The 12429-nt window shown below is 60.4% G+C and carries 16 protein-coding genes; 15 read left to right on the forward strand and 1 reads right to left on the reverse strand.

Annotated features, from left to right (window positions below):
• Positions 1 to 44: 44 nt before the first annotated feature.
• The 15 genes from ACKLNA_RS13990 to recX all read left to right on the forward strand — a co-directional run bounded on the left by ACKLNA_RS13990 (position 45) and on the right by recX (position 11035).
• Positions 45 to 1196 carry a phage tail protein gene (locus ACKLNA_RS13990; RefSeq protein ID WP_408986186.1) on the forward strand — a complete coding sequence of 384 codons (1152 nt, stop codon included), beginning with the start codon at positions 45 to 47 and terminating at the stop codon, positions 1194 to 1196.
• Entirely contained in the window at positions 1193 to 1708 is a 516-nt protein-coding gene (locus tag ACKLNA_RS13995) for a phage tail protein (RefSeq protein WP_408986187.1), read from the forward strand. Before ACKLNA_RS13990 ends, ACKLNA_RS13995 begins: the two co-directional genes overlap by 4 nt.
• 140 nt (positions 1709 to 1848) lie before the next feature.
• Positions 1849 to 2940, forward strand: coding sequence for a phage tail protein (locus ACKLNA_RS14000; protein ID WP_408986350.1), 1092 nt, complete (start codon positions 1849 to 1851; stop codon positions 2938 to 2940).
• Between the two features lie 9 nt (positions 2941 to 2949).
• Positions 2950 to 3516, forward strand: a complete 567-nt coding sequence (locus tag ACKLNA_RS14005; protein ID WP_408986188.1) for a tail fiber assembly protein — start codon at positions 2950 to 2952, stop codon at positions 3514 to 3516.
• 22 nt (positions 3517 to 3538) lie between these two features.
• Entirely contained in the window at positions 3539 to 4465 is a 927-nt protein-coding gene (locus ACKLNA_RS14010; protein ID WP_408986189.1) for a hypothetical protein, read from the forward strand.
• Positions 4465 to 4932 carry a phage tail assembly chaperone gene (locus ACKLNA_RS14015; protein WP_408986190.1) on the forward strand — a complete coding sequence of 156 codons (468 nt, stop codon included), beginning with the start codon at positions 4465 to 4467 and terminating at the stop codon, positions 4930 to 4932. Before ACKLNA_RS14010 ends, ACKLNA_RS14015 begins: the two co-directional genes overlap by 1 nt.
• Positions 4933 to 4973: 41 nt before the next feature.
• Positions 4974 to 5870: a phage tail protein gene (locus ACKLNA_RS14020; protein WP_085712891.1), complete on the forward strand. Its 897-nt coding sequence runs from the start codon at positions 4974 to 4976 to the stop codon at positions 5868 to 5870.
• Entirely contained in the window at positions 5871 to 6317 is a 447-nt protein-coding gene (locus tag ACKLNA_RS14025) for a hypothetical protein (protein ID WP_408986191.1), read from the forward strand.
• 18 nt (positions 6318 to 6335) lie between these two features.
• Positions 6336 to 7493: a hypothetical protein gene (locus tag ACKLNA_RS14030; protein ID WP_408986192.1), complete on the forward strand. Its 1158-nt coding sequence runs from the start codon at positions 6336 to 6338 to the stop codon at positions 7491 to 7493.
• Complete coding sequence (locus ACKLNA_RS14035; RefSeq protein ID WP_408986193.1) at positions 7493 to 7747, forward strand: hypothetical protein; 255 nt, start codon at positions 7493 to 7495, stop codon at positions 7745 to 7747. Before ACKLNA_RS14030 ends, ACKLNA_RS14035 begins: the two co-directional genes overlap by 1 nt.
• 34 nt (positions 7748 to 7781) lie before the next feature.
• Positions 7782 to 8348, forward strand: coding sequence for a glycoside hydrolase family 19 protein (locus tag ACKLNA_RS14040; RefSeq protein WP_408986194.1), 567 nt, complete (start codon positions 7782 to 7784; stop codon positions 8346 to 8348).
• On the forward strand, positions 8327 to 8845 hold the full coding sequence (locus ACKLNA_RS14045; RefSeq protein WP_408986195.1) for a lysis system i-spanin subunit Rz: 519 nt from the start codon (positions 8327 to 8329) through the stop codon (positions 8843 to 8845). The genes ACKLNA_RS14040 and ACKLNA_RS14045 overlap by 22 nt, the downstream gene beginning before the upstream one ends.
• 68 nt (positions 8846 to 8913) lie before the next feature.
• A complete protein-coding gene (locus ACKLNA_RS14050; RefSeq protein ID WP_085712897.1) occupies positions 8914 to 9414 on the forward strand; it encodes a CinA family protein in 501 nt (166 codons plus the stop codon).
• Positions 9415 to 9497: 83 nt separating this feature from the next.
• On the forward strand, positions 9498 to 10556 hold the full coding sequence (recA, locus tag ACKLNA_RS14055; protein WP_085712898.1) for a recombinase RecA: 1059 nt from the start codon (positions 9498 to 9500) through the stop codon (positions 10554 to 10556).
• A gap of 8 nt (positions 10557 to 10564) precedes the next feature.
• Complete coding sequence (gene recX, locus ACKLNA_RS14060; RefSeq protein WP_305837031.1) at positions 10565 to 11035, forward strand: recombination regulator RecX; 471 nt, start codon at positions 10565 to 10567, stop codon at positions 11033 to 11035.
• Positions 11036 to 11107: 72 nt separating this feature from the next.
• On the opposite strand, the gene ACKLNA_RS14065 is transcribed toward recX, so the two are convergent.
• Positions 11108 to 12226: a TIGR00730 family Rossman fold protein gene (locus ACKLNA_RS14065; protein ID WP_408986196.1), complete on the reverse strand. Its 1119-nt coding sequence runs from the start codon at positions 12224 to 12226 to the stop codon at positions 11108 to 11110.
• Positions 12227 to 12429: the final 203 nt, after the last annotated feature.

Raw genomic sequence — 12429 nt, forward strand, 5'->3', positions numbered from 1 at the left:
CGCCGATCGCTGGATTCACAGCGAATACCTACAGGAATTGAACAGTGGACTATCCAAAAACTGTCCCCAGCGCCGGTCTGGTGAATGGGAAATTTGTCGATGAAAACCCCCTGACCGGAACACCGGGATCGCTGATCCCGGCGGATTGGGGGAACAGTGTCACGCAGGAAATTCTCAATGTGATCAAGGCCGGGGATCTGACCCCGGACGAGAAGAAATACGATCAACTGTTGCAAGCGATTCAGAGCGTTTCGGCCAAAGGCTGGAGTCTGGATTCGGCATTGCCTGTCGGTTCATTACCGTTGCCGACCGTCGCGACCCCTGACGGTCGCTTGCCGACCACCCCGACGGCGGTATTGACCAGCGGCGGACGTGTGTCGATTCCAGCGGGCGTGTTGTTGAGCATTGGCCAGGAGGTCGTTGCGGGACAACTTGGCAGGTCTCGAACGTTCACCACACAGGCCTGGAGCAGTGCGGACCTGTTGCCTACAACCGGCTACTTTCTAAGGGCACAGGTCATTGGCGGGGCGCTGACTTTCTACATGCAGCGCGGAACGATCTATGACCCGGCCCCCGAAGGATTGAAAGGGACCGTCAACAGTGCGGCGGGGGGCGGTTTTCAATCGACGCCGCTGGATATGTGTCTGGCCTGGGTGGTGACCGCAGGACCCGGATCGGTACCGATCGTCAGGCCGGTCTACAACCGCAAGCATCTGGCATGGAGCCAGACGGTCAACGGCAATGGCGTGGTCTATCTGCCAGTCGACCCCCACGCCCGGGCGGCGCGTCTGGTGGTGGGCAACCCGACACCGCATCCGACAGGCATTACTGCTGTGTCCTTCGCCCCGGGCGGTTGGCTGGGCGGCAACTACTCCTACCTGAATCCGACCTTGGGAACTCCGGGCAATTGGGACGGCTGGTCCACTGCCGGTGCGACGGCGTGCATCTTCACCAGCAACGTGCTCAATGACACAACCGTGTCGACCCTGACTGCCAGCTTCGATCACAACGAATTGCGCTCGCTCTGGCAGGTCTATCAGGCCGAGCACACGTTGGGTGCCAGTAATGCGTCCAGCGATGAACTGCTGTTCAGCATGGGCCTGAAAAGCATGTCCCCCGGCGACTACGCCAACGGGATCGCCATCAATTTCTCCGCTGCGGTCAACGTCAATTTTTCCTGGGAGTTGATCCGATGAACATCATTCAGGAACTGCATCAATTCGAAGAGGGCTTGCGTCCGCTTCAGCCATCCGCCGCCCATGACTGGGACGGCAAAGCCTGGGTGCTGGACAGCGCGCGGGCCGGGCAACTGGACCAGCAGGAAGGCGAGCGCCTGTGCGTGCGTGTCGATGCGGCCGCCGACAATGCCCGTGCCGTTCTGGCCGGCGATCCGCTCAAGGCGCTGGAATACGCTCAGGCTGCCGTCGACGCGCAGTCCTTTCAGGACGCGGGCTACCCGAAAAACGACGTACCACTCTCCGTCGCTGCCTGGGTCGCCAGAGGGCGCAGTGCCAGGCAGGCAGCCGATCAGATTCTGGACAAGTCGACCCGGCTCAGCGACAGCCTGTTGACCCTGCGCACCCTGCGCCTGAAGGCCAAGACCCAGATCCGCGGGTACGCCAGCAAAAGCCAGATGGAGCAGGCGCGCGCTGCTACGGACGAGGTGCTGCTGGCCATTCGTGGACTGACGGACAACACCAACCCGTAGTCGCGTCCCGCCTCACCCAAGCCCACGTCGCCGTGGGCTTTTTATTTTCAGGAACAGAAGCGTTTGCGCCCGCCGTTGAAAAAGCCAAAAGCCCGCGTGCAGCCACGTTTCATTTGTCATTCAAGAGGAACGAACATCCCATGGATTATCCAAAGAGCGTCCCCAGCGTCGGCCTGGTTGACGGCCGCTTCGTCGATGAAAACCCGGTGGCAGGCACGCCAGGGTCTTTGATTCCGGCGGTGTGGGGCAACAGCGTTACACAAGAACTTCTCAACGTGATCACGGGGGCTGGAATGACGGCCAACGAGGTGGATACCGGCCAGTTGTTCAAAGCCATTCAATCGATCATCGGTGCCGCCAGCCCAATGCGTTCGGTGGTGACACGGCTTGCCGCTTCGAAGGCACTGACTGATCAGGAGCTCGGACTGGTGTTGATCGATGGCAGCCCCGGTGCTACGACGATCACCTTGCCCGGCGCCACTGTCGGACTGGGTGTGCGCGACGTGATTGTTCGTCGTGTCGACAACAGCGGCAATCGAATGGTTGTGCAGGCATCCGGAACCGACCGGATCCGTTTTCATACGCATTTGTCTGCGAGCGGTTACCCGTTTCTGGTGTTGATGGGCGGCGGTGACTGGTGGCATTTGCGCAGTGACGGCGCTGGCAGCTGGTGGCCAGTCGGTCGCTTCGACAACACACCACTTGGACGGCCGTTTTTTGAAACCACCATTGTGCTCAGCCCCGGAGGTTACGGCGCGCTGAACGGCACGCTGATGAATCGTGCCGAATGGCCGTGGCTGTGGGATCACGCGCAGCGCTCCGGAATGCTCAATACCGAAGCCACTCGCGTGGGCAACGAGGGCAACTGGACGCCGGGTGACGGTGCCCTGACGTTTCGAGGCCCTGAGTTGCGGGGCGAGTTCCTGCGCGTACTGGACGAAGGTCGCAATGTCGACTCGGGTCGAATCATGGGCACCAATCAGGCGGGTACAGTGCATTCGTATGCCATGGGCGCGCAGGGTGGGGGAGCCATCGGCTCGCGTTGGTCTGACAGCCTGGCTGCGGTCGGCGCGCAGACGCACGAAACGAAAACCTATTCCACGCCTTCCAACGGTGGACCGATCTACCCCGCCGGCACCAGTTATCAGATGGATACGGCCAACACGCTTCTGTATTCCTTCTCGTCTCGTCCCCGCAACGTTGCCTATCCCGGCCGCATGAAAGTCATCTGAGGTTTTTCCATGTTCAATTATCTGGTCGATGATGCTGGCGCCTTGGTGGGGCCAGTGGAGTTTTTCGTGACGCCCGGCATCGGCGTTCAACTACCTGCCAATGCCGTTCAACTGGCTTACGAGTTGCCGGTGCCAGAGCAGGGTCGCACGTGGGCGATGGCCAACGGTGTTCCTCGCGAACTGATCGATCTGCGGGGCATCGTCTATCGCAAGGACAACGGTGCACAGCAGACCTGGAGCGAATTGGGTGCGCTGACGGATGAGTTCACCGCCGAACCTTGCCCTGACGAGTTTCATGTCTGGCAGGACAACGCGTGGGTGCTCAATGAGCAAAGACACCTGGCTGATCTCACCGCCAAGGCCCTCAATCAACGCGACGCGCTGCTTCGTGACGCCGTCCTGCGCATCGCCCCCCTGCAATACGCCGAAGACATCGGCGATGCCAGCCACGAAGAGCAACTGCAACTGCTCGAATGGAAGCTCTACAGCGTGGAGCTTAACCGTATTGAAAAACAGCCGGGTTTTCCGGAGCAAATCACCTGGCCGGCAGCACCCGGTGCAACCGTAACCAGCTGACAGAAGCACAGGGAACAGTGCAATGGACTATCCGAAAAGCATTCCCGGCGTCGGCCTGGTCGACGGTGGTTTTATCGATGAAAACCCTGTTGCCGGCACGCCCGGTTCGTTGATCCCCGCCGCCTGGGGCAACAGTGTCACGCAAGAAATTCTCAACGCCATCAAGGCTGCGGGGCTTACCCCGGACGAGACCAAGACCAACCAGCTGGCAACGGCGATTGGTGCTCTGGTCGACTTCACCAAGCTGAAGAACACCCCGACCACTCTGGCCGGTTACGGCATCACCGATGCGGTCGGGCGACTGCTGACGGTCAGGCAGATCGAAACCGTCGGGATCACGGTTTACAAGCCGAACCCGAGAGCCAGACGGATTCGCGTGCGGCTGGTCGGGGCGGGTGGCTCGGGGGGGGGATGTGCACCCATCCCGGCGACTTATCTAGGCATTGGTGGCGGCGGCGGGGCGGGTGCTTATGGGGAAAGTCTGTATGACGTCACGCCGGAAATGCTGACCGGTGTTCCGGTCACTCTGGGCGCCGGCGGTGCCCCACGTAACGCGGTTGGCCAGGCAGGTGGCGGCGCTTCTTTCGGTTCCTACCTGAGTGTTTCGGGAGGCATGGGTGGGCAGACGCTTACCGTCCTGACGTCCCCAACGGCGTCCGGCTTTGTGCAAGGCGGTTTGGGAGGGCAAGTCGTTACGGGCGGCAACCTCTGCAGTGCTCGGGGCATCACCGGCACCTTTGCGATGTACAACGGCAACTGGGGAATGGTCTGCGGGGGCGGAGGCCCCAGCCCGTTCGATGGCGGTGCGCCGCTGATAGGTGTGAACAGCATTGGTATTGCCGGTGTTCGTGGCTCGGGAGGAAGTGGTTCGTGCTCGAACAATGCATCCGCATCAGTCGTCAGCGGCGCCGGTGGCAATGCCTTCTGTGAAATCTGGGAGTACGAGTAATGGCCCGTTATGCACGTATTGAAAACGGTGTCGCGGTCGAAGTGATCGACACCGGTGACTACGCGATCGAGCAACTGTTTGCGCCGGCGTTCGTCGCGGTGATGGTGCAGGTGCCCGAAGGTGCTGATGTTGAAATCGGCGCGCCGATGTCTGAGTTGACGCCCGCTGTCGAGCCTCTGCGCGAACCGCCAGGTCCTGAAATCGCTCAGGTCGCAACGGTCGACTACAACACGTCTTTGACGGCTGAGCGCGCCTGGCGCCAGTCGGCGCTGGCGGCCACCGAATGGCTGATCACCCGCCATCGCGACGAGCAGGAACTGGGACGCGGCACCAGGCTCAAGGCCCAGCAATATCTGGAGCTGCTCGAATACCGTCAGGCGTTGCGCGACTGGCCGGATTGCGGCGCATTTCCGTCATCCGTTTCTCGGCCATCAGCGCCGCAGTGGCTGGCCGGCCCGATTGGCTGAAGCCATCACCCTACCCATGTTTTCAGATAAGGAGATAAGCCTTGGACTATCCCAATAGTGTTCCCAGTGCTGGCCTGGTCAACGGTCGGTTTGTCGATGAAGACCTGATTACGGGCAAGCCGGGATCGTTGATCCCGGCCAGTTGGGGCAATGGTGTCACGCAGGAATTGATCAATGTCATTCAGGCGGCCGGCCTCACGGCGTCGGAGGCCAAGGTTGATCAATTGCTGACAGCATTACGCGGTAGCCGGTTGTTCGCCACGGCGTCGCAGTTCGACAACAGCCAGACCGTCGCCACTACAGGTTTTGTTGCCCGTAGCGGCGTGCAGTTTTCGGGGCTCACGTCCTTTGCGACCAGTACGGTTCTGACTGCGGCCCATGTGGGCGGAATGGTCAGTTTCTACAGCGCGGCACCGGTCACCGCCACCATGCCTGTTCTCGGCGTCGCCGGTAATGCAAGTACGCTGCACGTCATCAATCTCGGCACCGGCGTGCTGACGATCAACCCGGCAGCGAACGAGCGCATCATCAGCAGCAACAACACGGTGGGGTCGCTGCTGCTCGGTATTGGCGATTCGGCGCAACTGATCCGGGTTGGCACTGACTGGCGACTTTATGGTGGATCCGTCAGTGACCGATATGCGTCGGCTCACTCCGGTGCCTTCGGCGATGCCGGCTATCAGCGGTTCGCGAGCGGCAATATCGAGCAGTGGGGTTACGGATCAACGGATGCCAATGGGGATGTCTATGTGACGTTTCCGATCTCGTTTCCGGTGGCATTTTCGTCACTGGTGGCGACACATGTCGGTGGTGACGGAGCGATGGTGCTCCTGTACGGGGGGAGTGCGACCAAACAAGGTTGTCGCTTGAGAGTACGGAATTACTTGGGCCAGTCTTCTGCTGGCTGGAGCGTGAACTATTTTGCGAAGGGGTATTGAATGAACGCTTTCAATGTTTTGTTCAGCGCCAGCACTCGGGGCGTTTATGTACCGGGTATCAACTCGTCAGACATTCCTGACGACGTCATCGAGATTCCCCAGGCCTACTGGGCCTCGCTCCTGAAGCAACTGTCGGTCTCTGCAAAAGTGATTGGCGTGCGGGCGGATAACGGTTTTCCGGTGCTGGTCGATCCACCACCGCCGACGGCAGACGAAGCTGCTGACATCGAACGCCGCTGGCGCACCGCACAACTGGCAGCCACCGATGGTCTGGTGGCCCGTGACCGCGATGAGCTGGAGGACGGCGGCGGCACCACTCTGACCACCGAGCAATATGCCGAACTGCAAACATTTCGGCGCGCGCTGCGGGATTGGCCACAGGCTTCGTTTTTCCCGTTCAGCGAGCATCGTCCGGTGGCGCCGCGCTGGTTGGCAACGGGACTCTAATGGATCAGGGAAACTGAAATGGATTATCCGAAAAGCGTTCCCGGCATCGGGCTGGTGAACGGCAAGTTCGTCAATGAGGACGTCGTCGGCGGGTTGCCGGGATCGCTGATCCCCGCGACCTGGGGCAATGGCATCACCGATGAGCTGCTGAATGTCGTCAAGTCTGCCGGACTCGAACCCAGCGAAAACGATGCGACGCAGTTGTTGCTGGCAATCAAGAAAATAAGCCAGAGCGGTGAAGATAAACACGCAGCGGATATCGGCGCTGCCAACCTTTACATGGCCAATTATGTGCCGGCCATCAGTGCGTTGAAGGACGGGCTGACGCTGCGCTTCACGGCAGGCAATGCCAATACCGGCGCAAGCACTTTTGCACCGAATGGTCTTCTGCCAAAACCGCTATTGAGCCTGGCCCTGAGTGCATTGCGACCTGCCGAGATTGTCGGCGGCAGTGTGTGTTCGGTGGTGTACAGCGCGGCGCGGGACAGCTGGTTGCTGGTGTATGCCAGCGGTGGCAACGCAACCAGTGGCCGCTTGTTGAATGTAAAAACCTTCACTGCATCCGGTGTCTATGTACCGACGGCGGGAATGAAGAATGTGCTGGTCAAGGTCGTTGGCGGTGGCGGTGGAAGCGCGGGCGTCAGTGCGGCGACTTCCACTCAGTATGGTGTTTCCGGTGGCGGCGCTTCTGGAAGTTATGCCGAGGCATGGCTGGATGCGAAAACGATCGGCATCAGCCAAGTGATCACCGTAGGGATTTCTGGAGCGGCAGGTGCCATTGCGAGCAGTGGAGCAAGCGGCGGGACAAGTTCCTTCGGCTCGCTGGTCAGTGCTCCGGGAGGTGGTGCGTCGCCCTGGATCGATCTGGTTTCACCGGGTGGTAATGGTCTGTATTTCGGCGGTACACCAGGCGCCGTCGCTTCCGGAGGGAACATCGTCAACTGTGGCGGCACGTCCGGTGCGCCGGGCATCTCGGTTGCAGGCCCTACGCTCGCTGGACATGGTGCCAGTTCGCCGCTGGGCGCAGGAGGAACGGGCAACAGTTTCGGCGGCCCGACAAGCGTCGGAACCGGTTACGGTGCTGGCGGTGGCGGAGTCGCCAATGCTCCGAACCAACCTGGCCGATCGGGCTCCGCCGGCGCCCCCGGCGTCGTGATCATTTACGAGTACGCCTGATGAAAACCTACGCACGCATCGTTAACGACACGGTAGTCGAACTGTTCTCGACCGACGGAAACATGGTCGAGATGTTTCACCCGGATCTGCTCTGGGTCGATATCACCGAGATCACTCCAGCACCACAAATCGATTGGTCGGCGAACTTCGGCACCCTCGGCTGGGTGTTTTCGTCGCACGAAGACAGTGCCCCTGATGGCACCCTGAAAACCCTGGCAAAGAAATGGCTCACCGGATTCGGCCGCCAGCCGTGATTCAATCGGCGCAATCCAGGGAGGACCAAGCATTATGCAAATCACAGAAAACAACCTCAGTAACATCATGCCCAACGCCCGCTCCCAAGCGGGCGTTTTTGTTTCACCGCTCAACGACGCCATGGCGCGTCATCGCATCGATACGCCCAAACGCGTCGCTGCGTTTCTCGCCCAGGTTGGCCATGAGTCCGGGCAACTGCGCTACGTGCGCGAACTGGGCGACAACCAGTATCTGAGCAGGTACGACACGGGGACGCTGGCCCTGCGTCTGGGCAATACGCCGGAAGCCGATGGCGACGGGCAGAAGTATCGCGGTCGTGGTCTGATCCAGATCACTGGCCGCACCAACTATCGCCAGTGCAGCCTTGGGCTGTTCGGCGATGAGCGTCTGTTGTCGTTGCCTGAATTGCTCGAGCAACCGCAATGGGCGGCCGAGTCCGCCGCGTGGTTCTGGGAGTTGAACGGTTTGAACGAACTGGCGGACCGCGATCAGTTCAACACCATCACCCGTCGAATCAACGGCGGATTGAACGGCTTGCAGGATCGCCTGGATCTCTGGGCGCGGGCGAGGGCGGTTTTATGTCCATCTCCTGGCGTGTAACCGGTGTTGCATTGCTGGTCCTGGGGGCTGTTGCGCTGGCCTGGCAATTTCAGGACTGGCGCTACGGCCGCCAACTGGCCGAGCAGGCGCGGCAGCATGCCGAAACCCTCAACCAGCTGACTCAGGCTGCTGCCTCGGTGCAGCAGGCCGAGCAGAACAAGCGTATGGCTCTGGAGCAACGGCTCGCGGCCAGTGAACAAACCCACTATCGAGCACTCAGCGATGCCCAACGTGATCAGGATCGCCTGCGCGATCGCCTTGCCACTGCTGATCTGCGCCTGTCAGTCCTCATCGACGCAGGCGACGCTGCCCAAGGCTGCGGTGTGCCAGCCGCCTCCGGCACCGGCGGCGTGGATCATGCAACCTTACGCGCCCGACTTGACCCGGCGCATGCTCAACGAATTGTCGCCATCACCGGTGAAGGCGATCGCGGACTGATTGCCCTGCAGGCCTGTCAGGCCTATATCAGAGCGCTGGCGCCTGCACATTTTGAATGAGTCTGTGTATTGAAAGCGCAACCGGCTCGTGTACGGTGGTAGGCATTCCACCCGATCCGGAGAGTGCCGTGAAAGACCTCACCCAACTGGCGGCCGAACTTGGCCGACGCCTGCAGTTGCTCAATGCCCACGTCACCACGGCCGAGTCCTGCACCGGCGGCGGCATCGCTGAAGCGATTACCCGGATCCCGGGGAGCTCCGCCTGGTTCGAGGCCGGTTATGTGACCTACTCCAACCGACAGAAAACCCAGCAACTGAACGTGCCTGCCGAACTGTTCGGGACGGTGGGCGCCGTCAGTCGCGAGGTGGTCGAGGCGATGGTGCGCGGTGCGCAGAAACACAGCCGTGCGCGGTTCGCCGTGGCGGTCAGCGGTATCGCCGGGCCGGACGGCGGCTCACCGAACAAACCGGTGGGCACGGTGTGGCTGGCCTGGGGTGTCGGCGATGCGGTTTCCAGCGAGGTGCAGCACTTCCCCGGCAACCGCGACGAAGTCCGCCGACAAACGGTGAAGGCCGCGCTAGAGGGGCTCCTGCGACTAGCGGCACGAGAAATCGAAAATCAGGGGTAGGCGATCCGTGAACGCTGTGGAATAATACTGGCTACTTATACAGGTGTTGGCCGTCAGGCCTTATTGATTACGTGAGGACTTTAATGGACGACAACAAGAAGAAAGCCTTGGCTGCGGCCCTGGGTCAGATCGAACGTCAATTCGGCAAGGGTGCCGTAATGCGTATGGGCGATCAGGACCGTCAGGCGATCCCGGCCATTTCCACCGGCTCGCTGGGTCTGGACATCGCGCTCGGCATCGGCGGTCTGCCAAAAGGCCGTATTGTTGAAATCTACGGTCCTGAATCTTCCGGTAAAACCACACTGACGCTGTCCGTGATCGCCCAGGCCCAGAAGGCCGGCGCGACCTGCGCATTCGTCGACGCCGAACACGCCCTCGACCCTGAGTATGCCGGCAAGCTGGGCGTCAACGTCGACGACCTGCTGGTTTCCCAGCCGGACACCGGCGAACAGGCCCTGGAAATCACCGACATGCTGGTGCGCTCCAACGCCGTTGACGTGATCATCGTCGACTCCGTGGCGGCACTGGTGCCGAAGGCTGAAATCGAAGGCGAAATGGGTGACATGCACGTGGGCCTGCAAGCCCGTCTGATGTCCCAGGCGCTGCGTAAGATCACCGGTAACATCAAGAACGCCAACTGCCTGGTGATCTTCATCAACCAGATCCGCATGAAGATCGGCGTGATGTTCGGCAGCCCGGAAACCACCACCGGTGGTAACGCGCTGAAGTTCTACGCTTCGGTTCGTCTCGACATCCGCCGTACCGGCGCGGTGAAGGAAGGCGACGAAGTGGTCGGCAGCGAAACCCGCGTCAAGGTTGTGAAGAACAAGGTGGCTTCGCCGTTCCGTCAGGCCGAGTTCCAGATTCTTTACGGCAAGGGTATCTACCTGAACGGCGAGATGATCGACCTGGGCGTACTGCACGGTTTCGTCGAGAAGTCCGGCGCCTGGTATGCCTACGAAGGCACCAAGATCGGTCAGGGCAAGGCCAACTCGGCCAAGTTCCTGGCAGACAACCCGGAAGTCGCGGCGAAGCTCGAGAAGCAACTGCGTGACAAGCTGCTGTCGCCAGCCGTGATCGCTGACTCCAAGGCCTCTGCGGTCACAGAGACCGAAGACGACCTGGCTGACGCTGATATCTGATTGCACCGATGACAACCGCCGTACTCGATACCCTCGTCGCGGTGCGGCGAACCGCAATGGACCTGCTCGCACGTCGCGAGCACGGTCGAGTCGAGCTGACGCGTAAACTGCGTCAGCGCGGCGCTCCACCCGAAATGATCGAAACAGCTCTCGACCGATTGACGGAAGAAGGGCTGCTTTCCGAAGCCCGTTATCTGGAAAGCTTTGTTTCTTACCGCGCCCGTTCAGGTTATGGCCCGTTACGGATTCGTGAGGAACTCAGTCAGCGCGGATTGCAGCGTGCCGATATCGAACTCGCCTTGCGTGAGAGCGGTATCAACTGGCAAGAGCAGCTGACAGACACCTGGCAACGGAAATTCTCCGGACAGCTTCCTGTCGACGCCAAGGAGCGAGCCAGACAAGGCCGGTTTCTGGCGTATCGGGGATTCTCGATGGAGATGATCAACCGCTTGTTCAGCGGCAGAGGTATGGACGATTAAATCGGTTCCAGCTTCAATCAAAAAATAAAAAAGCGGCCCGCTATTTCGATAGCGGGCCGCTTTTTTTTGCCTTCAGATTACCTTTGACGGTTCTCGGGAGGATTGCGCCGTTTGTGGTCTGGACTGTGCCCAGTTTTCCGGCAGGTTGATGAAGTCCACCAGTTCTCGCAGGCGCCCATGGTCCCGGGCGTTGAAGGCGAAGGACAGTCGCGCCAGATGGCTGAATTGCGCCTCGTCGTGTTCCTCACCGTTATAGGCGTGTTGATGGAACCGGTCGCTCAGGCACAGATCGGCGAAGGCTTCCTGCATGTGGTCCAGTGCCCGGTCGCTGAGCCTGTGGTTCATGCGAATCACAAACTGCCGTTTGAGCCAGCGGCTGGAGTGGAAGTTGCCATAGAACTGATTGATCTGTTCCACCGCCTCTTCAACGCTGTAGACCAGACGCATCAGTTTCAGGTCAGTTGGCAGGATGTAACGGTTGTCCTCCAGTTGCTGGCGAATGAAATCCAGCGCCCCTTGCCAGAATGTGCCGCCGGGCGCGTCCAGCAGCACCACTGGCACCAGCGGGCTCTTGCCGGTCTGGATCAGGGTCAGCACTTCCAGCGCTTCGTCCAGCGTGCCGAAGCCACCGGGGCACAGCACCAGTGCGTCGGCCTCCTTAACGAAGAACAGTTTGCGGGTAAAGAAAAAGTGGAATGGCAGCAGATTACCGGTGCCGTCAACGGTAGGGTTGGCATGCTGTTCGAAGGGCAGGGTGATGTTGAATCCCAGGCTGTTGTCGCGGCCGGCTCCTTCATGGGCGGCGGCCATGATTCCACCACCGGCACCGGTGATGACCATCATGTCTGATCTGGCCAGGGCTGCGCCCAGTTCACGGGCCATGGCGTACAGCGGATGCTCGACGGGCGTGCGCGCCGAGCCGAATACGGTGACCTTGCGCCGGCCCTTGAACTGCTCGAGCGTGCGAAACGCCTGCTCCAGTTCACGCAGGGCCTGCAGGGTGATCTTGGCATTCCAGCGGTTGTGATCTTCCTGGGCCATGCGCAGCACGGTCAGGATCATGTCGCGGTAGATGGGAATGTTCGGGCTGTTGGGGGAAACCAGGTTGAGTTGTTCTTCGACCTTGCCGGTAAGGTCGTGGCCGCTTTCCTGAAAATGACGGCTGAGCAGGTCATTCGGTTGGTAAGGCATGCAACTTCTCCTTCTGCACAGAGCCTTCGGCCCTGACGTGCGGCGTCAGTGCCGCGCTGCAAGAAAAACAAACGTCCGGCAGCTCCTTTCCTGCCGTTGATAAAATGATCGGGAATACTTTGAATCTAGACCCTCAAAGCATTTCTCGCTCATTGAGCATTGCGCCACAAAGTCTTGCCTGGCAACTGCTTATTGTGGTTTTG

The organism is Pseudomonas sp. UV AK001, assembly GCF_046097675.1.
In the GTDB taxonomy this organism is placed as follows: domain Bacteria; phylum Pseudomonadota; class Gammaproteobacteria; order Pseudomonadales; family Pseudomonadaceae; genus Aquipseudomonas; species Aquipseudomonas kribbensis.